The 20,975-nt window shown below is 61.7% G+C and carries 21 protein-coding genes and 4 pseudogenes; 10 read left to right on the plus strand and 15 right to left on the minus strand.

Translation table 11 applies throughout. The annotated features are described in order from the left end of the window. The 3 genes from ABLE71_RS21835 to ABLE71_RS21845 form a co-directional block, all read left to right on the plus strand. Positions 1-201: cation-translocating P-type ATPase C-terminal domain-containing protein (locus ABLE71_RS21835; RefSeq protein ID WP_348785605.1), on the plus strand; the 201-nt coding region annotated here is incomplete at its 5' end. 28 nt (positions 202-229) lie between these two features. Beyond that, the gene (locus tag ABLE71_RS21840; protein ID WP_348785606.1) at positions 230-655 is read left to right on the plus strand and encodes a pyridoxamine 5'-phosphate oxidase family protein; all 426 of its coding nucleotides are present in this window, start codon (positions 230-232) and stop codon (positions 653-655) included. Between the two features lie 75 nt (positions 656-730). Next, positions 731-1,870, plus strand: coding sequence for an AI-2E family transporter (locus tag ABLE71_RS21845; RefSeq protein WP_348785607.1), 1,140 nt, complete (start codon positions 731-733; stop codon positions 1,868-1,870). 40 nt (positions 1,871-1,910) lie between these two features. On the opposite strand, the gene ABLE71_RS21850 is transcribed toward ABLE71_RS21845, so the two are convergent. From ABLE71_RS21850 to ABLE71_RS21910, 13 genes and pseudogenes are all read right to left on the minus strand, one after another. Beyond that, positions 1,911-2,120: a hypothetical protein gene (locus tag ABLE71_RS21850; protein WP_348785608.1), complete on the minus strand. Its 210-nt coding sequence runs from the start codon at positions 2,118-2,120 to the stop codon at positions 1,911-1,913. A gap of 230 nt (positions 2,121-2,350) precedes the next feature. After that, on the minus strand, positions 2,351-3,496 hold the full coding sequence (locus ABLE71_RS21855; protein WP_348785609.1) for an MFS transporter: 1,146 nt from the start codon (positions 3,494-3,496) through the stop codon (positions 2,351-2,353). Positions 3,497-3,847: 351 nt separating this feature from the next. Then, complete coding sequence (locus ABLE71_RS21860) at positions 3,848-4,480, minus strand: DUF3734 domain-containing protein (RefSeq protein ID WP_348785840.1); 633 nt, start codon at positions 4,478-4,480, stop codon at positions 3,848-3,850. After that, positions 4,466-5,021, minus strand: a pseudogene (locus tag ABLE71_RS21865) (SDR family NAD(P)-dependent oxidoreductase); the annotation flags it as partial. The pseudogene ABLE71_RS21865 and the gene ABLE71_RS21860, both read right to left, overlap by 15 nt. Next, positions 5,018-5,230, minus strand: a complete 213-nt coding sequence (locus tag ABLE71_RS21870) for a hypothetical protein (protein WP_348785610.1) — start codon at positions 5,228-5,230, stop codon at positions 5,018-5,020. The pseudogene ABLE71_RS21865 and the gene ABLE71_RS21870, both read right to left, overlap by 4 nt. 147 nt (positions 5,231-5,377) lie before the next feature. Beyond that, entirely contained in the window at positions 5,378-6,490 is a 1,113-nt protein-coding gene (locus ABLE71_RS21875) for an ABC transporter permease (protein WP_348785611.1), read from the minus strand. A 2-nt stretch (positions 6,491-6,492) separates the two neighbouring features. Then, entirely contained in the window at positions 6,493-9,276 is a 2,784-nt protein-coding gene (gene rbbA, locus ABLE71_RS21880) for a ribosome-associated ATPase/putative transporter RbbA (protein WP_348785612.1), read from the minus strand. Then, complete coding sequence (locus tag ABLE71_RS21885; protein ID WP_348785613.1) at positions 9,273-10,343, minus strand: HlyD family efflux transporter periplasmic adaptor subunit; 1,071 nt, start codon at positions 10,341-10,343, stop codon at positions 9,273-9,275. The genes rbbA and ABLE71_RS21885 overlap by 4 nt, the downstream gene beginning before the upstream one ends. A gap of 81 nt (positions 10,344-10,424) precedes the next feature. After that, complete coding sequence (locus ABLE71_RS21890) at positions 10,425-10,595, minus strand: hypothetical protein (RefSeq protein ID WP_348785614.1); 171 nt, start codon at positions 10,593-10,595, stop codon at positions 10,425-10,427. Positions 10,596-10,610: 15 nt separating this feature from the next. Then, positions 10,611-10,975 (minus strand): annotated as a pseudogene (locus ABLE71_RS21895) (DDE-type integrase/transposase/recombinase). A gap of 209 nt (positions 10,976-11,184) precedes the next feature. Next, on the minus strand, positions 11,185-11,661 hold the full coding sequence (locus tag ABLE71_RS21900) for a MarR family transcriptional regulator (RefSeq protein WP_348785615.1): 477 nt from the start codon (positions 11,659-11,661) through the stop codon (positions 11,185-11,187). Positions 11,662-11,675: 14 nt separating this feature from the next. Then, positions 11,676-12,101, minus strand: coding sequence for an organic hydroperoxide resistance protein (locus ABLE71_RS21905; protein ID WP_348785616.1), 426 nt, complete (start codon positions 12,099-12,101; stop codon positions 11,676-11,678). Between the two features lie 72 nt (positions 12,102-12,173). Then, positions 12,174-12,485, minus strand: a pseudogene (locus ABLE71_RS21910) (hypothetical protein); the annotation flags it as partial. 188 nt (positions 12,486-12,673) lie between these two features. Between ABLE71_RS21910 and ABLE71_RS21915 the strand changes: the two are divergent. Genes ABLE71_RS21915 through ABLE71_RS21925 form a run of 3 tightly spaced genes read left to right on the plus strand, consistent with a single transcriptional unit; the run spans position 12,674 to position 15,263 of the window. Next, on the plus strand, positions 12,674-13,129 hold the full coding sequence (locus ABLE71_RS21915; protein ID WP_348785617.1) for a cyclic nucleotide-binding domain-containing protein: 456 nt from the start codon (positions 12,674-12,676) through the stop codon (positions 13,127-13,129). A 3-nt stretch (positions 13,130-13,132) separates the two neighbouring features. After that, positions 13,133-13,876 carry an MBL fold metallo-hydrolase gene (locus ABLE71_RS21920; protein WP_348785618.1) on the plus strand — a complete coding sequence of 248 codons (744 nt, stop codon included), beginning with the start codon at positions 13,133-13,135 and terminating at the stop codon, positions 13,874-13,876. Between the two features lie 28 nt (positions 13,877-13,904). Beyond that, complete coding sequence (locus ABLE71_RS21925; RefSeq protein ID WP_348785619.1) at positions 13,905-15,263, plus strand: ISKra4 family transposase; 1,359 nt, start codon at positions 13,905-13,907, stop codon at positions 15,261-15,263. A 62-nt stretch (positions 15,264-15,325) separates the two neighbouring features. On the opposite strand, the pseudogene ABLE71_RS21930 reads toward ABLE71_RS21925, so the two are convergent. Continuing rightward, a pseudogene (locus tag ABLE71_RS21930) lies at positions 15,326-15,967 on the minus strand (DNA polymerase Y family protein); the annotation flags it as partial. Further along, positions 15,882-16,640, minus strand: a complete 759-nt coding sequence (locus ABLE71_RS21935) for an ImuA family protein (RefSeq protein WP_348785841.1) — start codon at positions 16,638-16,640, stop codon at positions 15,882-15,884. The gene ABLE71_RS21935 and the pseudogene ABLE71_RS21930, both read right to left, overlap by 86 nt. A gap of 207 nt (positions 16,641-16,847) precedes the next feature. Here ABLE71_RS21935 and ABLE71_RS21940 point away from each other — a divergent pair, with 207 nt between their 5' ends. From ABLE71_RS21940 to ABLE71_RS21955, 4 genes are all read left to right on the plus strand, one after another. Then, complete coding sequence (locus ABLE71_RS21940; protein WP_348785620.1) at positions 16,848-17,588, plus strand: DUF6088 family protein; 741 nt, start codon at positions 16,848-16,850, stop codon at positions 17,586-17,588. Next, on the plus strand, positions 17,569-18,660 hold the full coding sequence (locus ABLE71_RS21945; RefSeq protein WP_348785621.1) for a nucleotidyl transferase AbiEii/AbiGii toxin family protein: 1,092 nt from the start codon (positions 17,569-17,571) through the stop codon (positions 18,658-18,660). The genes ABLE71_RS21940 and ABLE71_RS21945 overlap by 20 nt, the downstream gene beginning before the upstream one ends. A 207-nt stretch (positions 18,661-18,867) precedes the next feature. Next, the gene (locus tag ABLE71_RS21950) at positions 18,868-20,727 is read left to right on the plus strand and encodes a DEAD/DEAH box helicase family protein (protein WP_348785622.1); all 1,860 of its coding nucleotides are present in this window, start codon (positions 18,868-18,870) and stop codon (positions 20,725-20,727) included. 58 nt (positions 20,728-20,785) lie between these two features. Further along, positions 20,786-20,974 carry a hypothetical protein gene (locus ABLE71_RS21955; protein ID WP_348785623.1) on the plus strand — a complete coding sequence of 63 codons (189 nt, stop codon included), beginning with the start codon at positions 20,786-20,788 and terminating at the stop codon, positions 20,972-20,974. The last annotated feature ends 1 nt before the right edge of the window (position 20,975 follow it).

Genomic DNA, 20,975 nt, shown 5'->3' on the forward strand with positions numbered 1-20,975 from the left:
GCTGCCGTCGGCCTGTCGCTCGCCCTCCATACGGCCGTGATCTACCTACCTTTCCTGCAGGAGGCCTTTTCAACCGTGGAGATGGATCCGGAAGACTGGGTTCTTTGCGCGGCTACCGCGAGTTCGGTGCTATGGTTGCGAGAGCTGAGCAAACTCGTCGACCGGCTTCTGTGGCGCCGTCAGACACTGGAGAAGACATGATGATCTTGAGGGAGATGACGCCTGCGGAATGTATCGATGTCCTCGGCGCATCGCGGCTTGCCCGGCTGGCCTGCGCGCGGGACGACCAGCCCCCTATCTGGTTCCCATCCACTATGCCTACGCGGCGGGGTTCCTTTACAGTTTCTCGCTGCCGGGGCAGAAGATCGAGTGGATGCGGACCAATCCCAGAGTCTGTGTCCAGGTCGACCAGTTTTTCGGCGAGCATCGAAAATGGCGGAGCGTGCTCGTCTTCGGCGCTTTCGAGGAACTACTCGACCGTATCGGCTGGAAACGCGAGCGCGATCATGCCTGGTCGCTTCGTGAAAAGCAACTGGTGGGAGCCTGGTGCGCTGAAGCCTATTCCGGAGCCGGCACCTCGTCGCATTTGTTCTATCGCATCAAGGCCGAACGGATGACCGGCCGGCGCACTCTCGACGACACTGCAGATTCGTGAGCGGTAAACGTGCATCTGCCATCCTGTTCCCGATGGTCTACCGGCGTGAGGGTGGTCGACAGATAGAGTGAGACCATGACACAGGAAGCAGAAAGGGAAGCATACGGCACTGTCGCAATTGAAGGCGGTGGGAGGGCTCCGCTGCTGGATTCAGGCGCCGCGAGGACGCTGGCCATCCTGGTCGCGACGGCGTTTGGCCTCTATCTGTGCTATCGCCTTGCCCTGCCTTTCCTGGCAGCCCTGACCTGGGCCGTAGTGCTTGCGATCGTTCTTGCCCCTCTTCACCGCAGGCTTCAGTCCCGCATTGGCAACACGAACCTCGCCGCCCTGGTGCTGGTCGCTGCAGCGGCGATCATCGTGTTGACGCTACTGATCCTCGTTGCGCAACAATTGCTGCGCGAGGCCGCAAGCGGCGCCGCCTATCTGGAGAACACTCTGAGGACGTCCGACCTGCGCGAGATCATCGGAAGCCATCCGACGATACTAGCAGCGGTCACCTGGGTCGAGCAGCAGTTCGATCCCGCCGGGGCGATCAGCGGCCTGACCCAATGGCTGACCGCGCAGAGTTCGTCGCTGCTGCGTGGCTCGATCAATCAGGCGATCGGTTTCGTCCTCACCTTCTACCTGCTCTTCTACTTCCTGCGCGACCGTGAGCGCGCCGTTCGGCAGATGATGGCGTTTTCGCCGTTGCGGCCATCGGAGACCACTCATGTGGCGGCTCGCTTCGTGGACACGGTTCACGCCACCATCTTCGGCACGGTTGCGGTTGCAGCCGTTCAGGGGACGCTAGGCGGGTTAATGTTCTGGTGGCTCGGTCTGCCGACGCCGATCTTCTGGGGGTTGGTCATGGGTCTACTTGCGATCGTCCCGGTGCTCGGCGCCTTCGTCATATGGGTTCCGGCGGCGATCCTCCTCGCTCTGGAGGGGAAATGGACGAGCGCGCTCATACTCGCAGTCTGGGGCGGTGTGATCATCGCGACCATCGATAACCTGCTCTATCCCATGCTGGTCGGGAACCGGCTGCGGCTGCATACCGCAGTGGCCTTCATCAGCGCGGTCGGCGGCATCATGTTTTTCGGAGCGGCAGGGCTCGTTCTCGGCCCGGCGACAATCGCCGTGACCATGGCGCTTGTGGAGATTCTTAAGATGAGATTCAGCACCGAAGAGCGCAACCACCGAGGCGGTGATGACGCCCTACACCCGTCGCAGCGATGACAAGTCGCGGCGGTCGGCGTCGCCGGCGGCGCGCCAGGAGTCAAAACCGCCTTCGAGGATCTCGGCGTGGGATACCCTCGTGGCGGAGCCAGGCCGTGACCGTCTTGAAGTTGCGGCGGTGCGCGGCCGACAGGAGACGCGGGTCGGCGTCGAAGTCCTCGGCCAATCGAACATCGATGATCGTCGGCTCGGTCGGCAGGCCGACGAGGCGGGAAAGCTGAGATGTTGTGATTTCTGTGTTCGACGGCATGAGCGTCCACTCCCTTGTTAGGAACGACGGACGCGATGTTTAGGCTGCCGCCTCACGGGTAATCGCGAATAACCCCTTGGCGCCCCGTCTAAGGGCAAAATCGCTACCCCGCAAGGAATTGTACTTCGGGATAGCGTCTCGGTTCCAGATTTCTACCCGTGACCTGCGATCCCTCGGTTCCTTTCCAAAGCGCGGGAGCGCGTGGAACCGATAGCGGCGGAGGCGCGTTATCAATCATTGCGACGTTCGGGCGACGTTTTCCACGTCCAGCTCAGAGTAAGAACAAGACTGATCAGCGCAAGAGTGGTGAGGCCCGCTCCGGCCAGAAAGGTCGCCGCCGGACCGTAGGCGTCCCATAGTGCGCCGGCGAGAACGCTTGCGATCAGCATGGCGATGCCCCCGGCGAAATTGACCAGGCCGAACGCCGTCCCGCGGAGGTCCTCTGGCGCGGTGTCGGCCACGAGACTCGCAAAGAGCCCCTGCGCGAGCGCCATGTGAAGCCCCCAGAAGACGACGCCGAGCATGACGATCTGAATGGTCGTGCCGAGGGCAAGGATGAGGTCTGCCACGATCAGGCATATGATGCCGACCGCGAGCAGCCCGCCTCGGCCGATCCGGTCCGACAGCACGCCGGCCGGATAGGCAGCGAGTGCGTAGACGATGTTCATCACCACCATGACGGCTGGTACGAGCGCAATCGGGAGCCCGACGCTCTGGGAACGCAGGATGAGAAACGCCTCGGAGAACCGGGCAAGGGTGAGGATCGTTGCGACACCGACCACGGTCCAGAAACGGCCGGACAGCCGTTTCGCATCCGCGAGGCGCAGCCGCGGCCTGGCTTCGGCCTGATGCCGGACCGGCTCGCGGACGGCGAACACCATCACCGCCAGGGCGACGAATGCCGGGACGACCGCGATCCAGAACACGAAGCGGAAATTGTCGAAGCTGAGCGTCATCAGGACGATCGCGGCAAGCGGCCCGATGAAGGCGCCGACCGTATCGAGCGCTTGCCGCAAGCCGAAGCTTGCGCCTCTCAAGTGTGCCGGCGCGAGATCGGCGATGAGCGCGTCCCGAGGGGCATCGCGCACCCCCTTTCCGATACGATCGATGAAGCGCGCGGCGACCACCCAGCCGACCGAGCCGGCCAGAGGGAAGATCGGCTTGGTGAAGGCCGCAAGACCATAGCCGATGACGGTCAGCAGCTTGCGCTTGCCGAGCCAGTCGGACAACGCACCGGAGAATATCTTGGTGATGTTGGCGGTCGCCTCGGCGATGCCTTCGATGAAACCGATCGCCAGCGTCGACGCCCCGAGCACGGTGACGAGATAGATCGGCAGCAGCGCATGAACCATCTCCGACGAGATGTCCATGAACATGCTGACGAATCCGAGCGCCCAGATGCCTGGTGGGAGCCTGCCGCTCAATTCTGACTTAGATGGGGGTGCGTCCACTACCGTAACCAGTTTTCGCGGATGAACGCCTCGCGGCCTGTGCTTTGCGATCAAGAGACGCCGACGCGCGTCTTCGGCGAGTTGCCGACCGGAAATCCGCACGGTCGATCGGGATCGTGCAAGTATTCTGCGGCCAAGGTTCATGACCAGCAGATAGTCGCGGCGGTGACTCACGTGGACGGGCATGATAGAGGAGAAGGAGATCTCCGACGGCCCGACGCAAGGAACCCGCATCGCCGTTGAAGCGAAAAAGGGGTCGGGAGTTCGTCCACGGAGTCATACGGAGCCACCGCGAATTGCCTTGCTGGCCACCGCGTAACCTTCGGCCTGATGCGCCTTGATGGTCTTGTATGAAAAATCATAATCGAAGGAAGCAGGTTCTCGGTTTTGTTTTTGACGCGCGAACCGCGTGATGGTGGTCGCAGCTCCGTCACCCATGAGCTGAATATAGGCCGGCAAATGCTTGATCCTGGCAATTTCCGCTGGCTCGATATGGGTGAGGAGGTGATCTATGAGCTTGCGATAAGCGCTGGTCGTTTCGCGATGGCGCGGGTCGCTTCTAATCCGTTCGGAATAGACGATCTCGTCCCGTCGGAGCGGTACCTCCACTATGTTGGTAGGAGGTGGACTTCTGCCCGAGAACAGGTCGACGATAAAAACCCGCTTCCCGTCCGGACCGCAGCGATCGATGAGAAGATCGATCGGAGAGTTGCTGACGATGCCGCCGCCCCAGTAGGCCTTGCCGTCGATGAGCGTCCAGGGGAACCCCGGCGGCAGGCTGCCGCTCGCCAGGATATGGTCGGGGGTGAGATCGTCGACATAGCTATCGAAGACTTCAAGCTCCGCCGTGGTGACATTGACCGCGCTGATGAGCAAGCGCACCGGGCTTGTCCGCACCGCCGCCACCATTGCGGTCTGTGTGTAGCCCGGCGCGATGGCATTTGCGGTGATGCCGCGTGACGCCCCTTCCAGCGCTAGCGCCTTGGTGAAGCCGATCACGCCGGCCTTGGCGGCGGCATAATTGGTCTGGCCCGACAGGCCGTTGACGGAGCTGATGTTGACTATGCGGCCGAAGTGGCGACCGCGCATGCCCTCGATCACCGTGCGGCACATGTTGAAGCAGCCGCCAAGATCGATGTCGATGACCGAGCGCCATTGCTCGCCAGTCATCTTGTGCAGCATCGCGTCGGCCGTGATTCCGGCATTGTTGACCAGCACGTCGACCGGGCCGTGCTTCGCCGTCACCTCGGTCACGCCTTTGGCGCAGGCATCGAGGTCGGCCACGTCCCAGGCATAGACGGGAAGCTCGCTCGCGCTGGCGAATTCCTTCGCCTCGGCATCGTTGCCGAAATAGTTGGCGATGACCTGATAGCCGGCCGCCATCAGGGGCGAGGCAGGTGGCGGCCCCGATGCCGGTGACGACGCCGGTGACAAGAGCAATGCGGTTCATTCAAGGAACTCCTTTGGCTTGAAGCCGTTCGCACAGACATTCGCCTTGCACGGCTCGGCAATCAGTTGGTCGCAGATATCGCCGGTCTTGAGAAGCCGGCCTGCTGCAAGGGACGCGAGTCCCTTTGGCGCGAGTGGTTCCTTCCGAATAAATGGTGCGACGCTGGCGTTGAAGTTGGCCCGATACTGGTCGAGGGTGTCTTTGGCCATCGAGGCGGAAGCATCGACAGGATTGTGAGCGGCAAGGTCTTGCTCCGGACGACCACAATCTGTTTGCGACTGGAAGGATAATCGGCCATGACATGCTCCAATCTATTGATGATCCTTAGGAAAGACGCCGTATCCCGCGATCCGGTGCTATTTCAGGAATTGTCTGAATCTGTTCAGCGCCAGATAGAAAAACGCGAGGCCGGTCACGAGCAGGGCCGCGAACTGAGGCCAGACGACATCCACTCCGGCGCCGCGGAACAGGATCGACTGAGCCAGAATGACGAAATGCGTATTGGGGGCGGCGAGCATAATGTCCTGGATGATCTGGGGCATGCTTTCGCGCGGCGTGACGCCGCCCGACAGTACCTGAAGTGGCAGCAGCACCAGCATCAGCAACAGGCCGAACTGCGGCATGGAGCCTGCGATCGTCGCCAGGAAAATGCCCATGCAGGTCATGGCGAAGAGGTGGAGGGCGGCGCCGAATAGGAACAGCGTCAGCGAGCCTTCAATCGGCACGGCGAGGACGCCCTGGACGACGAAGACGAGCGAGAAGGCCGACGCCGCCAGCACGACAAGACCCATCGACCAGATCTTGCTCAGCATGATCTCGGTGGGAGTGACGGGCATGACGAGGAGGTGCTCGATCGTGCCGTGCTCACGCTCACGAATGAGTGCGGCGCCGGTCAGAATGATCGACAGCATGGTGATCGAGGAGATTACATTGGCGATGGCCCCGAACCAGCCCTTGTTGAGCTCCTGATTGAACCGCGCGCGCAACGTAAGCTCGACCGGGACCGTCATTGCCGCCCGGTAGCGGTTCACAAACTCGCTGACCTCGCTGGAGACGATCGACTGGACGTAACCACCGCCGGAGAAGGCCTGCGACATGCGCGTGGCATCGACATTGAGCTGGATCGTCGGCGATCTCCCGGCCAGAAGATCGCGCTGGAAGTTCGGCGGGATGTCGAGCGCGAAAGTATCGAGGCCGGAGTCCATGCGCCTGTCCATCTCGCGCTGCGAGATGAGCTTCGGGATGGAAAAATATGGCGGATAGAACGCCGTGATAATGCGCGACGACACCGGTGACTGGTCCTCGTCGACGACGGCGATGGCCGCCTTATTGAGTGTCTCTGGCATTGCCGTCGAGGCCGTGTAGATCGACAGCGTGAAGGCATAGACGATCAGCACGACAAGCATGGGGTCGCGGGCAAGCCCTCGCAACTCCTTGATGCCAAGCTGAGTTATGTTTGCGACACGCATGGTCAACCCGCCTGCTTCTTGAGGAATGCCGTTCCGAGGCCGAGCAGGACGGGGACCGCGATCAGTAACGGCACAAACGAGCCGGCGAGGTCGCTGAAGCCGAGCGCCTTCGAGAAGGTGCCCCGTGCGATCGTCACGAAATAGGTCGCAGGATAGATCTGGCCGATGACGGCGCCCACCCCTTCGAGGGAAGACACGGGATCGATCATGCCGGAATATTGAACGGCCGGAATGAGGGTGATGAGCGCGGTGCCGAAGATGGCGGCGATCTGGCTGCTCATGAAGGTCGAGATCAGGAGCCCCATGCCGGTGGCGGCGATGACATAGAGCAGCGCCGCCGCCGCGAGCGTGAGAAAACTCCCCGTCAGTGGAACCTTGAACACAAAGACCGCAAACGCCGTCAGCGTCAGGAAATTCAGCATGGCGAGCGCCACATAGGGAATTTGCTTGCCTACGAGGAATTCGAGCCGGGTAACCGGGGTGACGTAGAAATTGATGATCGAGCCGAGTTCCTTTTCGCGCACGACGCTGAGCACGGCGAGCATGGCCGGGATCATCATCAGCAGGAGCGGAATGACGGCCGGCACCATGGCCACGAGGCTTTCGACACCGGGGTTGTACCGGTAGCGGATCGCGATCTGGAAATCGCCGATAATGGCGGCATCGCCATAAAGCTCGCGCGCCTTCTGGGTGAGCCAGCTCGCATGCATCCCCTGCACATAGCCACGCACGGTCTCGGCCCGGGAGGGCATGGCCCCATCAATCCAGGCACCGATCTCGACGGTGCGGCGGCCGCGCGCCACGTCGCGCCCGAACCCCGGCGGGATTTCGATGGCGAGGCTTAACTCACCATCGCGCATGCGCCGGTCGAGATCGGCATAGTCGGTGATCGGCGCCTTTTCCGTGAAATAGCGCGAGCCGGCAATCTGCAATGTGTAATCGCGGCTGACCGTCGTATCGTCTCGGTCCAGAACGGCAAAGGAGAGCTTCTCGATATCGATGTTGATGCCGTAACCGACGACGAACATCAAAAGGACACTGCCGAGGATCGCGAGCGTAGCGCGGATCGGATCGCGCCTGAGCTCCAGCGTCTCCCGTTGGGTGTAGGCGAACATGCGCCGAAAATCGAAAAAGCGACGGACGGATAGAGCAGCGGGGGGTACTGCTGCTCCATCCGCCGTCTCACGCAGCGCGGGGGGTTGCGCCGCGGATTTCTGTTCGCCGATCGCCGCTTCCAGATAGGAGATGAAGGCTTCCTCGAGCGTCGTGGCAGAGCGTTTTTCGATGATCGCGGCGGGCTTGTCGCTGACCAGGACCTTGCCGGTATGCATGAGCGAAATCCGGTCGCAGAGTTCAGCCTCGTTCATGAAGTGAGTCGAGACGAAAATCGTGACGTTGTCTTTCCGCGAGAGGTCGGAGAGGATCTGCCAGAACCCGTCACGGGCGACCGGATCGACGCCCGAGGTCGGTTCATCGAGGATCAGCATGTCCGGGCCGTGGATCATCGCCACGGCAAGCGACAGCCTCTGACGGATGCCAAGCGGCAAGCCATAGGGCAGGGCCTCCATGACGTCTTCGAGATCGAAGCGTCGCGCCATCTCCTCGATCCGCCCGGGTATCGCTTCGGCCGGCATACGGAACAGTCGGGCGTGCAGGTCGAGGTTCTGCCGCACCGTCAGCTCCGAATAGAGCGAGAAGGCCTGGCTCATATAGCCAACACGGCGACGGACCTCGATATCGTTGGGATCGACCTCATGGCCGAACAGCCTTGCCGTCCCTTCGGTTGCCGCAAGAAGGCCGGTGAGCATCTTCATCGTCGTGGTCTTGCCGCAGCCGTTCGAGCCGAGGAAGCCGAAGATCTCGCCGCGCGGGATGCGAAAGCTGACATTGTCGACGGCGGTGAAATCTCCAAAACGCATCGTGAGGCCCTCGGCCTCGATCGCGATCTCACCGTCGCTGTCCGGACCGCGTGGCGGAATCACCACCTCCTGATGTCCGGCGCGCTTTTCTTCCGGCAACAGGGCGATGAACGCCGCGTCGAGATTGGATGTTCCGGTCTTGGCGAGCAGATCGGCGGGGGTGCCGGTCGCCAGGATATGTCCGGCATCCATGGCCACCAGCCAATCGAAACGAGCCGCTTCCTCCATATAGGCGGTGGCGACGATGACGCTCATGCCCGGCCTGTCCTTGCGGATGTCGTCGATCAGCTCCCAGAACTGGCGGCGCGACAGCGGGTCGACACCGGTGGTCGGCTCGTCGAGGATGAGTAAGTCCGGATCATGGATCAGGGCGCAGCACAGGCCGAGCTTCTGCTTCATTCCGCCTGAAAGCTTGCCGGCCTGCCGGTCCGGGAACGGCGCGAGCCCGGTGCTCTCCAGCAACTGACCGATCCGGCGATCGCGTTCCCTTCGGTCTTGACCAAACAGGCGGGCGAAGAAATCGATATTCTCGTACACCGATAGCGTCGGATAGAGATTCTTGCCGAGCCCTTGGGGCATGTAGGCGATGCGCGGACAGGTCCGCTGACGATGTCGGGTGTCGGCGATATCGCCCCCGAGGATCTCGATATGCCCAGCCTGCACGACATGCGCCCCGGCAATCAGCGACAGAAGGCTGGATTTGCCGACGCCGTCCGGGCCGATCAGACCGACCATCACGCCAGAAGGAAAGTCGAGATTGATATCGTCGAGCGCGCGCGTCTTGCCGTAGGAGAGCCCGACGGACCCAAGGCGTGCAACAGGCGGGGCCGAAGACCCGTCGATCTGCTCTGCGCGCGGACTGCTCATCGCACCAGAGCCTCCGTCAGACTGACAGGCCATTCAGCTTGCGGATCGAGGCGGATGTAGGCCATACCGGGCAGACCCGTCTTGACCTGCTCGATGTGCTTGCGCAGCAGGTCCTTCGAGATCTGCGCTTTGACGCGGAACATCAGCTTCTGACGCTCCTCCTCCGTCTCGACCGTCTTCGGTGTGAACTGGGCGACGTCGGCCACGAAACTCGCCTTGGCCGGGACCACCAATTGGGGGGCGGCGTCGAGGACGATGCGGACCTCGGTACCAAGCGCGATGCGCCCTGCCTGCGCCGTCGGCAGGAAGAACGTCATATAGACGTCGCCGAGGTCGACGAGGTTGAGAACACGGCCGCCGGCGGACAGAACCTCGCCCGGCTGAGCGACGCGATACTGGACACGGCCGTCGCGAGGCGATCTTAGCGTGCTGTCATCGATATCCGACGTGATGCTCTCGATCGCCGCCCGCGCGGCGTCGACAGCAGCCTCAGCGTCGACCACCTGGGCCTTGGCGGAGCTGATCGCTGCTTCGGACGCCGCAAGCGAGGCTTTGGCCGCGCCGACACCGGCTCTGGCACCTTCTGCCGTCGCCCTGTCGTCGTCGAGCGTCTGCTGGGATGTGGTGTTGGTCTTAATGAGTTCTTCGGTACGCGCGAGCTTCCGCTCCGCCGCGTCGAGTTGCGCCTCGCGCTGAGCGACCACGGCCGCCGCCGCCTCCTTTTCCGCCTGGCGCTGGACGACAAGACTTTTGGCGGTATCGACGCTGATGATCGCCCTGCGCAACTGCGCTTCGGCCTGACGGCGTTGCGCCTCCAACTGCTTGGTGTCCATGCGGGCGAGGATCTGGCCAGCGGTGACGAAATCCCCCTCGTCGACGAGAATCTCCCTGATGCGTCCCGCCGTCTTCGTCGAAATGTCGATCTCGGTCGCCTCGATCCGGCCATTGCCGCTGGCGATGCCGGCCGGCAGGCCGGGATTGGCGAGGGTCTTCCACGCGTAATAACCGCCGCCCAGCACGACGACGGCAAAAAGGACGACTAGCCATCGGTCACGGCTTTCCTTCATGTCTCACATTCTCCTCGAATTGAACGCGGCAACGTAATGTTATTGAGCGATTGGCACAGCGACGGCTGGCCGGCTCGGTTGTCATGCCGCAACGACATGGGCGATTTCGCTCCAGGTTTGCATGGCGTCGTCGCGCAGATCTCGATGGTCGGCAGATGATAGCGTGTTGCGGGGAAAGTGGAACAGATTGGTGATCGGATCATAGATGGAGACAAAACGCTGAAGCTGGCGCGCCGATTTGAAGCGTTTCATGATCCTCCCCCGCTGTCATCGGGTCGGCTGATGCAATAGAGACGCCCGGTTGTTGAGGTCCGTATGTGACCGGTGTTCGACAGCCGGCATGACCTGGCGCCTGGCGGCACCATGGGAACGCAGCTTGTCGGTCATCATGCGCTTCGGTGCAACGCCCTGCTTCTTCAACAAGCGCGTCAACAAGCGCTTGGCGGCCTTGGTGTTGCGGCGGGCTGAACGATTTCATCGAGAACATAGCCATCCTGATCGACGGCGCGCCATAGCCTGTGTTTCTTCCCGTTGATGGTGACGTCCACCTCGTCAAGGTGCCAGATATTGTCGCGGCTTGGCTGCTTGCGACACAAGCGATGCACATAGTCGAGACCGAACTTCTTGCCCATTTGCGCACAGTCTCGTAGGAAACGCCGATGCCGCGCTCCAGCAACATCTCTTCAACCAGGCGCAGGCTCAGCGGAAACCGAAAGTACAGCCACACCGCGTGGGCGATGACTCGCAGCGGGAAACGATGGCGCTTGTAGCTGACGGCGGGCGTGTTCATGCCGTCCCACTATGCGGCAAATCCTGACACCGGGTTAAGTTGATAACGCCCTCAGGATGCCTCCTTAAGCGGGGAGGATGATGTCTTTCGTGACAGTGTGCGCACCATGGCCTGGACCGAAGCGCGCAGGCCCTCGATCGAGGCCGGGTCGAGATCGAGTTGCGTTGCAAGGGTTTGCGGCACGTCGACGGCCTTTGTCCGCAGGTCACGACCATGCTGTGTCAACGCAATCAGAACGCGCCGCTCATCCTGCGGATCGCGGCGCCGAATAATAAAACCGGCCTGTTCCATGCGCTTCAGCAGCGGCGTCATCGTCCCGCTGTCGAGATGCAGGCGCTCGGCGAGATCGCCGACGCTGACCAGGTCCCGTTCCCACAGCACGAGCATCACCAGATATTGCGAATAGGTCAGGCACAAGGGCGCCAGCACCGGCCGGTACACTCGTTGCAACAGGTTGGTAGCGGCGTAGAGCGGGAAACAGACTTGCCGGTCGAGCTGCAGCGGATCGTCATTGTTCGGAGCCGGCACCGGATCTCTACCCTTCAGCGCGTATTCACCGATAAAGCGACGTCGATATTGTCCCTGACCGCGTTGGAATAGGGACAGGCCTTGTGAGCATCAGCGACGATCGCCTCGGCACTCGCCTGATCAACGCCGGCGATCGTCACGTCGAGCTTGACCGACAGGCCGAAGCCGCCGGCGCCATTCGGCGACATGCCGACCGTGGCGACCACTTCGACGTCGTCGTCTCTGATCTTATTCTCCTTGTTGCGGGTCACGTGGATCACGGCATTGCCGAAGCAGGCGGCATAGCCAGCCCCGAAGAGTTGCTCGGGGTTCGTCGCGCCCCCCTTCCCGCCTAGGCCATTAGGCACGGCAAGGCGCAGGTCGAGAAGGCCGTCGTCGCTGCGCGCGGTGCCGTTGCGCCCGCCGACCGCCGTCACCGTGGTGGAATAAACCGTATTCATAAACGTTCTCCAGTAGCCATACCATGTCTTTAGCTAGCGGTTAGATCGCTAGCAAGTTAAATATGACCGACATCACTCGGACAGGGAGAGTACCAAAATCTGTGGGGTGATTATGCCGAGTGCAACGATCACTGGAGATGGGAATGGCCAGTCTGCGCCATGTGTGACGATATAGGCTATCACCATGTAGATGACGACCCCGATCAAGAAGGCTTCGAGGTAGTAGAAATTCACCGCGGCGGTCAGTTGCGACTGCGCAAAAATATCGACAACCTCAATGGCAAACCCAAGCGAGAGCGCCTTCATGATCACCATGAACGAGTTGGCGAGGTCCGGGATTGCGGCTACGATCACCTGGGAAAGCATGACCCGCCGGAACAATTGGCGTGCTCTGGATCACATCGACGGAGTCCCAGGCCGCAATGTTCGGCCGGGTGCTGAAGTTCTCGCGCGGCGCGCTGATTTCGGACGAGACGACGGGATGAACGGTTTGGACAGTTTTGCGCCCGTAGCTTCGGGAATGGGTCCTCACTACTGGGGCGCGGCCGCGGTCACACCAGCGGGAGAGTTACATGAGCCTTGAGGAAGACGCACTGCTTCTGGCGAAGGTCGAACTCTTTGCCAATGTCGCGCCGAGGCGCCTAAAACTGCTCGCGCTGGCGTCGAGTCGCGTGCTGTTCGCGCCGGGCCAGGATCTCTGCGTGGAGGGCGACGAGGGCTATGAGGCCTTCATCCTTGTTTCCGGCGAAGCCGAAGTGAAGATCAAGACGCCGTCGGGCGTGGCCACGGTTGCACGGCTGAAACGCAACGACATCGTCGGCGAGATGGCGATCCTGCGCGACATGCCGCGCACCGCGACGGTGACGGCGGTATCGGACGTCTCGACACTCAGGATCGGCAAGCAGGATTTCCTCAACCTGCTCAAGGAATTCCCGGAAGTCACCGTCGAGGTCATGCGCTCGCTGGCCGAGCGCCTGGCGCGCACCACCAGCGAAGTGGCGAACGCGCGGTCCGCCGCGAAGGCGTGATGGATGCCGTCGATGCTTGCCATCGAGGTTCGGATCTGGGGCGCGCGCGGCACGTTTCCGATGGTGGGTGGCGCCGAGGCGCTCGAATTCGGCGGCCATACGGCCTGCGTCGAGGTCCGAGCCGGCGGCGGCGTGATGATCTTCGATGCCGGCAGCGGAATCATCCCGCTTGGAAAGGCGCTGCTCGAGGAGGGCGTCACGGAGATCGACCTCTTCTTCAGCCATGTCCACTACGACCAAATCATCGGCTTGCCCTATTTCCTTCCTGCCTTCTGGAACAAGGCCAAGCTGCGCCTCTGGGCCGGGCACATGCTCGACGGCTCGACGCCCGAACAAATGGTCGACGGCATCTTCAGGGCGCCTTACTTTCCGATCACCAAGGACTACATGCGCGCCGACGTGGAGTACCACAAGTTCTCGCCCGGCGACGTGCTGCAGCCGTCTCCCGGCGTCCGTATCGTGACGGGTCGTCTGACACATCCGAACGGCGCGGTGGGTTATCGTATCGAGCGCGCAGGGGCGACCTTCTCCTACCTCACGGATTTCGAGCATGACGATGGGGCAGGCGACGCGGAGATCCGGCGACTGGCCAAGGATGCCGATCTTGCGCTGCTCGTCGCGACCTACACACCGGAAGGATATCCGCGCTACATGAAGTTCGGCCACTCCACCTGGGAGCGGTGCGGTGCGCTCTGCGCAGAAGCCGGCGGGAGCGGGAAAAAGGTGGGGGTAAGAACCTTCGGGTAAGCGAGGCCTTTTCCGGAAAGGACACTCGTTGATGACGCAATTGAGGATGAAGGTCTGGGTGGAAATTGTCGGCGCCGATGACGTTCCGCAGCATCGGGAGATCGCAATCGTCGAGCGGATTGTCGACGGTGCGCGGCTCGGCGATTTCGGCCTCTCCCTGGAGGAAGGCAAGGTGATACAGCGCCGTCTGCAGGAAGAGTTCACCCAGATTCAGGTGGATCAAGCCGGCCAGCAGGATCGGAAATGTCCCGAATGCAACCGCCTGCGCGGGGTTCATGACTATCAGTTTCGCACGGTCCATTCTCTCTTCGGCATTTGTCGCCTGCGCGTACCTCGGTTCCGCAGCTGTGCCTGCGGAAAGGCGGCAAGATCCGACACCGGAAGCATCGGGACCTTGTTGTTGGGCAGAGCAACACCGGAGTTGCAGCGCGTCCAAGCTGAACTCGGCTCGCGACTGTCGTTTCGTGAAGCAGCCCGGGTCCTCGATCTCTTTGTGCCCGCCTCCCGGCCACATAATCATCGTACCGTCGTCAACCGGCTCGCCAAGGTGGCCGATCAGATCGAAAAGTGGGACGCTGCAAGCCCTTACCGCATCAGCCGAGCCGACGTAGCGCCCATCTCCATATTCATTGACGGCGCCTACATCCGTGCGGTTCCGGGGTATCAGAGCCGACATTTCGAGATTGCGATGGGACGCGTTGTTTCACCGGGACGGCCACCGCGTCAGTTCGCGGCCGCGCCGAACGTGACCATCGGCAAGCATGATGTGGTCCGTGCCGCGATGCGGGCGCAGGGATGGCTGCCTGGCCGGGACGTGACTGTCTTCAGCGATGGGGACGTCGGGCTTCAGGGCATCGTCCTCAGCGCAACAAGGCAGCCCGTGACCCACATTCTTGACTGGTTCCATCTGTCGATGCGGCTCCGGCACATCGAACAGGTATGGGAAGGCCTCCGGCACGTCGAGGATCTGAACATCTACCTTCGAGACGTCGCCGTTGATGTGCCGAGGCTTCGGTATCTCCTTTGGAGCGGCTATGTCAGGGAGGCAACGAGAGCCGTGAAGAACATGCTCTACCAGTTGGAGCAGCACCCTCGGCTTCGAGACGCCAGCCACAAGCTCAAGCGTTTGCACGTGTTGATCTGCAATCTCCAAACCTACCTGGTGCAGAACGCGACGTCGATTGTCGACTACTGCCAGCGATACTGGTCAGGTCAGCCGATATCGAGTTCTCCAGCCGAAAGCGCAGCAAACAGCCTCGTCAATGCCCGCATGAACAAGAAGCGTCAGATGCGCTGGTCTCCTGCCGGCGCTCATCGGGTATTGCAAGTCCGGGCGGCGGTTGCTGATGGTCGGCTCAAGCAAGCCAAGTTTGCCCTTGCGGCTTGACCCCCAGCTTTTTCCCGCCCCCAACCAACCGGCGCATTCTTGCGGTTAACTGCTAAGCGACACAAGGCTAGCGACGCGCGCGGCGTGCCGGCAAGATCCGCAATTGTCTCGAAACCGAGCCGTCGCAGGCTGTCGATTGTCACGGCAGGCAGGCGAAGGGCAGCGATCGGCAATGGCAGGATCGCTTGGGCGATTTCGCTGGGCGGTACCACAAGGGTCTGCCGTGTACCGAAGCGGGCGAGTGCGTGAGCCGCGCCCCAGCTATCGGCGACCGCGGCGCGCGCGGCCAAGCCGGAGCCGCCGAGCCGCGCCACCATCTCGGAAAGCATAGCCGCCTCGCCGCCATGCAGATGATCGGCGCCTGTCGTGTCGATCACAAGACCGTCCGGCGGATCGGCGGCGGCGATCGGCGCATAGCGGCGCAGCGCCCACAACCCGAGCCGCTCGAGCGCCAGGGCGTCGGCATCGGGTTCGGCATCATGGACGATCAGGCCTGGGACGAGCGCCTGCGCTTTGCTCGCCGGCATGCCAATGCGCAGGCCAGCTGCGTGCGCTGCCTCGTCGGCAGCAAGCACAACACGACGGCGGCCGTCGCGGCCGATCAAAACAAGCGGCGTCTCAAGCGGAGGCGCGGCGTCGCCCGATTTCCTTCTGAAGCGGTCGGTCGACCACAACGGAAGGAAGAGCGATACGACCCTTGGCATCGCATGCCTCCACTGTGAAATCCGCACTCTCTCCGGCACGGCATCGGATCAGTTCGAGCTGCCAGCGTGCACGACCGACTCCCTGGACGGGCAACGGCGTCGATGGCAAAACCGACACCCGCCAGCGTGTTTCGGCTGCGGTCGGCTGGCCGAAATCGGTGGCCTCCGTCTGGCGGCGCCAACGGCGAATGGCGATGCCGATGGCGCCGGAGCTTTCGGCGGCGAGCTGAAGTCGCCGTGAGGCCGTCATCGAAAGCCTGGCAATCTCCGAAACGACAGCACCAAAACCGCCACGAAGACCCTCTTCGAAACAGGCGAGAACTGCCTTTTCGTCGCCGGCCTCGACATAGATCACCCTTCCTGGAGGAAGGCCGGCCTGTTCGATCGCCGGCGCGAACAGGTCAGGCCGGGTAACGCACCACAGCACCTTGCCGACCGTGCGCGCGGCAATTCCCGCTGCAAAGAGCGCCGCGGCCGCGCCATCGACGGCGCCATTGCCACCCCCGGCAACCTCATGCAGCGCCCCTAACGCCAGCCCTCCTCCCGGTAGAACCCTGTCGATCGCCGGAACGCCGAAGGAAAGGACGTCGCGCCGACGTGCAGAACCGCCCTCGAGGCACGCGACGCGCTCCCGAAGTTCGGACAATGCAAACCTGTTCGAGGACATGGCCATGCCCGTCGCACTCGTCTCCGTTTTTCGATATGTTCTATTTTTGTTCTCAACGACCCCAAGAGTCAATGAGCTGATGGTGCAAAGCTTCGAGTAAGGAAATGGCGAGGTACTGACCAAAGTTTGAATACAATTTCTGGTCAGCATCCGGGTGCCAGTTGCTACTGACCAATATTTATATATAATCTTCGGTCAGCAGCGGAACCCCAAATGCCAGACCCGACGTCCGACACGCTCGATCGCATTCACGACCGGATGGCCCAGGGGGCACCAGCCGGGGTTTGGTCGCGCGCCGACTTCCTCGACATCGGGACACCGAATGCCGTCGAGAAGGCGCTGCAACGGCTGACCCTGCGGGGCGACATTCGCCGACCCTATCGCGGTCTCTATGACAAGCCCAGCGTCAGCAAGCTAACCGGCAAGATGGTGTTTCCACCTCGCTCTTCGTTCATCGACGCGATTGCGCGGCGCGACAAGTTGCGCATCCTTGTCGACGGCATGACCGCCGCAAACGACCTCGGCTTGACGACGGCCGTCCCGGCGCGCTCGACGATCTATGCCGACACCTATCCCCGGACGATCGAAATCGAGGCAAGCGCCGGCGATCCGAAGGCGGCCACGCCAGTGATCTACAAGCTCGATTTCAAGCGCATCGCGGCCAAGACAGCGTTTTGGGCTGGGCGGCCGGCCATGCGGGTGGTTCAGGCGCTCACATGGTTTCGCGACGAGAAGTCGAGCCTTGATGCCGCCGTGAACGGCATCGTACGGCACCTCGCGCGAGACCCGAACCGGGAGAAGGTCGTGGACGATCTGCGCGACAACATTCATGCGGTCCCCGCGTGGATGTATCCGCTGGCAGAGACAATTACGCGCAGAATCGCCGAGGATCGAACCGAAAGCGCGCCACAGTCAGAACCCGCGAAGGGCGATCATGCAGAAGACGTTCATTGAGATCCTGCGCTCAAGCGTCGATGAACGCCGTACTCTCTTCGAGACGGTCGCGGCCCATCTGGAAACACAGGCGGCGAACATCGAAAAGGACCTCTACGTCTGCTGGGTGCTCGACTTCCTGTTCAACCGGCGCGGCGACGATCCGATTGGTCTTTACTTCAAGGGCGGCACCAGCCTCAGCAAAGCGTATGGATTGATCCGACGATTCTCCGAGGACATCGACATCGGCATCTACAAAGCCGATCTACACGTCCCGCTTGAAGCCGACATTGCCGCCCTGCCCTCCATCAATCAGCAGCAACGCGCGCTCGCCGACAAAGTCGACGAGGCCGCGCGGCAATACATCTCCCGACCGCTGAGGGAGCTGCTGACGAAGGAGCTCACGGCCGTCGAAGAGGCGGCCGAGCGGCCTAATCATTTTTCGCTGGGTTTCGGCTTTGATCTTTATCGCAACAAGGAAGCGCTCGACATTCTGGTGCTGGGCTACAAGAGCGTCTTCGAATCCGCGGGCAGCTATGTACAGGCGGCAGTCCGCATAGAAGGCGGCGCTCGCCCCGACCCCGAGCCGGCTGAACCGCGCGAGATCGTGCCCTATATGGCTGGCGAAATGCCGGACGGGGCGAGCCTGACTGTTCGGAACGTGACGACGGTGAGGCCGGAGCGGACCTTTTGGGAGAAGGTGCTGATCCTGCATGCGATGACGGAAATGACAGAGAAGCGGCGTCAGGATGTCAAGCCAGAGCGGCCCGTGCCTGACCTCAATCGGTACTCACGTCATTACTACGACGTCCATCAGATCTGGACCCATCCCGACTACGGTATCGCAACGGCATCCATGCTCGAGCTTGCCGAGGCCTGCCGCCAGCACAAGGAGCTGATGTTTCGCGCGCCCGACCATCGCTACGACCGCGCGGTACCGGGCAGCTATCGCCTCGTCCCGACGGAGGACATGCGAGCCAAGCTCGCGGCGGACTACCAACGGATGTCGGCGATGATTTTTGGAACGCCGCCTGCTTTCTCGGACGTCATGGCGAGCATCGAGGCGCTCGAGCAACATCTCAACGCACTTTGAGGCGCGCGTGGGACGGGGCTCTTGCACCATCTGCGTCAGCGATCTCCTGCGATAGCCACCTGACGAGCCTCGGCAAGGCGGCTAGGAATGGCCACGACTCGCTTTTCGGTACCGCTAACGTAATGTGCGGTTTGACATGGGGGTGATTGTACAATGGGACTGAGGGAGCTGCCGACTACACCCCATTTTGGGACGTCGACCCATAAAGTGCTGGAGTTCTTCTACGTCCCTGCGCTCAGCAACGCAAAGAACTACGATCGCGGCGTTGGATACTTTACCTCGAACTGGCTCAGACTCGCAGCCACGGGACTCGCCGCACTGGTTGCGAATGGTGGCACAGCTCGAATTGTCGCAAGTCCAAAACTCGATCGGGAAGACTGTGCCGCGTTGAATCAGGGCGCAGACGCGCGCAACGATCCTGTCCTGCGAGCTTCGCTTCAAGGCACAATCGCAGAGTTGGAGCACGACTTAGGTCACGACACGTTGTCAGCGCTTGCCTGGATGATCGCGGACGGCCTGCTTGAGTTTAGAATTGCAATTCCGACCGGGGAACTGGACGGCGACTTCCACGACAAATTTGGGACTTTTCGAGATGAGGCCGGGGATGCGGTAGCGTTTCATGGGTCACCGAATGACAGCGAAAAGGCATTCCGAAACTACGAGTCGATTAGTGTTTTCTATTCCTGGATAGACGGTCGCGAGGCCATGAGAGTCCAGAACGAGCAGGAGCGGTTCAACCTCATCTGGAACAACGGTGACATCAATCTGAGGGTCTATGACCTGCCGGACGCTGTTCGGCGCAATCTGATCGAGTTCACGAGCCGCACGGCGCGGCCTTATCCGCCGCCACAGGCGGAAGAGGAGGGTGGCGCCGTCCGATGGGAGCATCAGCGCGATGCAGTCGCCGCTTTTCTCAAGGCTAAGGCCGGCATTCTGGAAATGGCGACCGGCACGGGAAAAACACGGACTGCACTAAACATCGCCGAGGAACTCGAAGCGCGCGGCGAGATCAAAACCGCTGTGGTGGCGGCCTATGGCACCGACTTGCTCGACCAATGGCACAAGGAGCTGGTTCGCCGCACGACCATGCCGGTCTTCCGGGCCTACGAACGCCATCACGAGGCGCAGTCGTTCCTGAACGATCCCGACGGCGCGATCTTGCTGGCCTCTCGTCAGTTGCTCGCCGACATCCTGCCGAAACTGCGCGGTGGTGCCTTCGCCAAGGCGCTGCTCATCTGCGATGAAGTGCATGGGATGGGATCGCCCAGCCTGGTTGCGTCCCTGGCCGGTCGTCTAAGGCCGTTCGCCTACCGGCTCGGCCTAAGCGCCACGCCCGAGCGCGAATACGACGGCGACGGCAACCGCTTTATCGAAGACGAAATCGGGCCGGTAATCTTCGAGTTTGGCCTGAAGGATGCCATCCAAAAGGGCATTCTCTGCGGCTTCGACTATGTAGAGCTGGAGTATGAATTCTCTGACGAGGATCGCGCGGCCTTGGCCAAGGCGATCCGCCGCTATCACGCAAAGTCCCGCGCCGGCGAAGCACCGCCGATCGAAGCGCTGTATCAAGACATCGCGCGCATACGCAAACTCTCCCAGGAGAAGATCCCGCCGTTCCGCTCCTACGTGAGGGAGCATCCGGAAGTTCTGCAGCGCTCGGTCATATTTGTCGAGACTGCGGAATATGGTCTGCTCGTGCAAGACATCCTCATGGCTCAGCATGTCGATTTCCATACCTACTATGGGGATGACGACCGGGCGAACCTTGGCCGTTTTGCGCGCGGCGAGCTCGGCTGCCTCGTAACCTGCCATCGGATTTCGGAAGGCATCGACATTCAGTCGGTGAACAACGTAGTTCTCTTCGCTTCAGCTCGCGCGCGCTTGGAGACTGTCCAACGCCTCGGCCGGTGTCTGAGGATCGATCCCAAAAACACCGAGAAGCGCGCCACTGTCGTGGACTTCATTCGAGTGGAACATGACGATCAAGATGATCCAACCGGGGAATTGAGCGCCGACGAAGAGCGTCGTGACTGGTTTCGGGATCTCGCCGCCAGCAAACAGACCTAGCCATTCTGCTTTTTGTGCTAGCGTCATTTCAATGAAAGCAGAAAAAGGGGATCCGCGCGTGGGCGCCTTGCACTCAGACCTCGACACCGCCGTAGCGGAAGCCTTGTCGGCCGCCATCGATCAATCTACGGAATTCAAGCGCCGCCTGCGCAAGCTAATCGAGAACGCCACGACTTCGAACCTCGGCGACGACGACGTACGCGAGGTCATCGAGCTTGCCACCATCGACGACGGCCTGGAGGAATGAG

This window comes from Mesorhizobium sp. KR9-304 (assembly GCF_040049215.1).
In the GTDB taxonomy this organism is placed as follows: domain Bacteria; phylum Pseudomonadota; class Alphaproteobacteria; order Rhizobiales; family Rhizobiaceae; genus Mesorhizobium_K.

What these genes read in the sequence shown, in the direction of transcription:
- ABLE71_RS21840 (WP_348785606.1), top strand. Translation starts at nt 230, where the DNA reads ATGTATCGATGTCCTCGGCGCATCGCGGCTTGCCCGGCTGGCCTGCGC.
- ABLE71_RS21845 (WP_348785607.1), top strand. Translation starts at nt 731, where the DNA reads ATGACACAGGAAGCAGAAAGGGAAGCATACGGCACTGTCGCAATTGAA.
- ABLE71_RS21850 (WP_348785608.1), bottom strand. Translation starts at nt 2,120, where the DNA reads ATGCCGTCGAACACAGAAATCACAACATCTCAGCTTTCCCGCCTCGTC.
- ABLE71_RS21855 (WP_348785609.1), bottom strand. Translation starts at nt 3,496, where the DNA reads ATGTTCATGGACATCTCGTCGGAGATGGTTCATGCGCTGCTGCCGATC.
- ABLE71_RS21860 (WP_348785840.1), bottom strand. Translation starts at nt 4,480, where the DNA reads ATGGTGGCGGCGGTGCGGACAAGCCCGGTGCGCTTGCTCATCAGCGCG.
- ABLE71_RS21870 (WP_348785610.1), bottom strand. Translation starts at nt 5,230, where the DNA reads ATGGCCAAAGACACCCTCGACCAGTATCGGGCCAACTTCAACGCCAGC.
- ABLE71_RS21875 (WP_348785611.1), bottom strand. Translation starts at nt 6,490, where the DNA reads ATGCGTGTCGCAAACATAACTCAGCTTGGCATCAAGGAGTTGCGAGGG.
- rbbA (WP_348785612.1), bottom strand. Translation starts at nt 9,276, where the DNA reads ATGAGCAGTCCGCGCGCAGAGCAGATCGACGGGTCTTCGGCCCCGCCT.
- ABLE71_RS21885 (WP_348785613.1), bottom strand. Translation starts at nt 10,343, where the DNA reads ATGAAGGAAAGCCGTGACCGATGGCTAGTCGTCCTTTTTGCCGTCGTC.
- ABLE71_RS21890 (WP_348785614.1), bottom strand. Translation starts at nt 10,595, where the DNA reads ATGAAACGCTTCAAATCGGCGCGCCAGCTTCAGCGTTTTGTCTCCATC.
- ABLE71_RS21905 (WP_348785616.1), bottom strand. Translation starts at nt 12,101, where the DNA reads ATGAATACGGTTTATTCCACCACGGTGACGGCGGTCGGCGGGCGCAAC.
- ABLE71_RS21915 (WP_348785617.1), top strand. Translation starts at nt 12,674, where the DNA reads ATGAGCCTTGAGGAAGACGCACTGCTTCTGGCGAAGGTCGAACTCTTT.
- ABLE71_RS21920 (WP_348785618.1), top strand. Translation starts at nt 13,133, where the DNA reads ATGCCGTCGATGCTTGCCATCGAGGTTCGGATCTGGGGCGCGCGCGGC.
- ABLE71_RS21935 (WP_348785841.1), bottom strand. Translation starts at nt 16,640, where the DNA reads ATGGCCATGTCCTCGAACAGGTTTGCATTGTCCGAACTTCGGGAGCGC.
- ABLE71_RS21940 (WP_348785620.1), top strand. Translation starts at nt 16,848, where the DNA reads ATGCCAGACCCGACGTCCGACACGCTCGATCGCATTCACGACCGGATG.
- ABLE71_RS21945 (WP_348785621.1), top strand. Translation starts at nt 17,569, where the DNA reads ATGCAGAAGACGTTCATTGAGATCCTGCGCTCAAGCGTCGATGAACGC.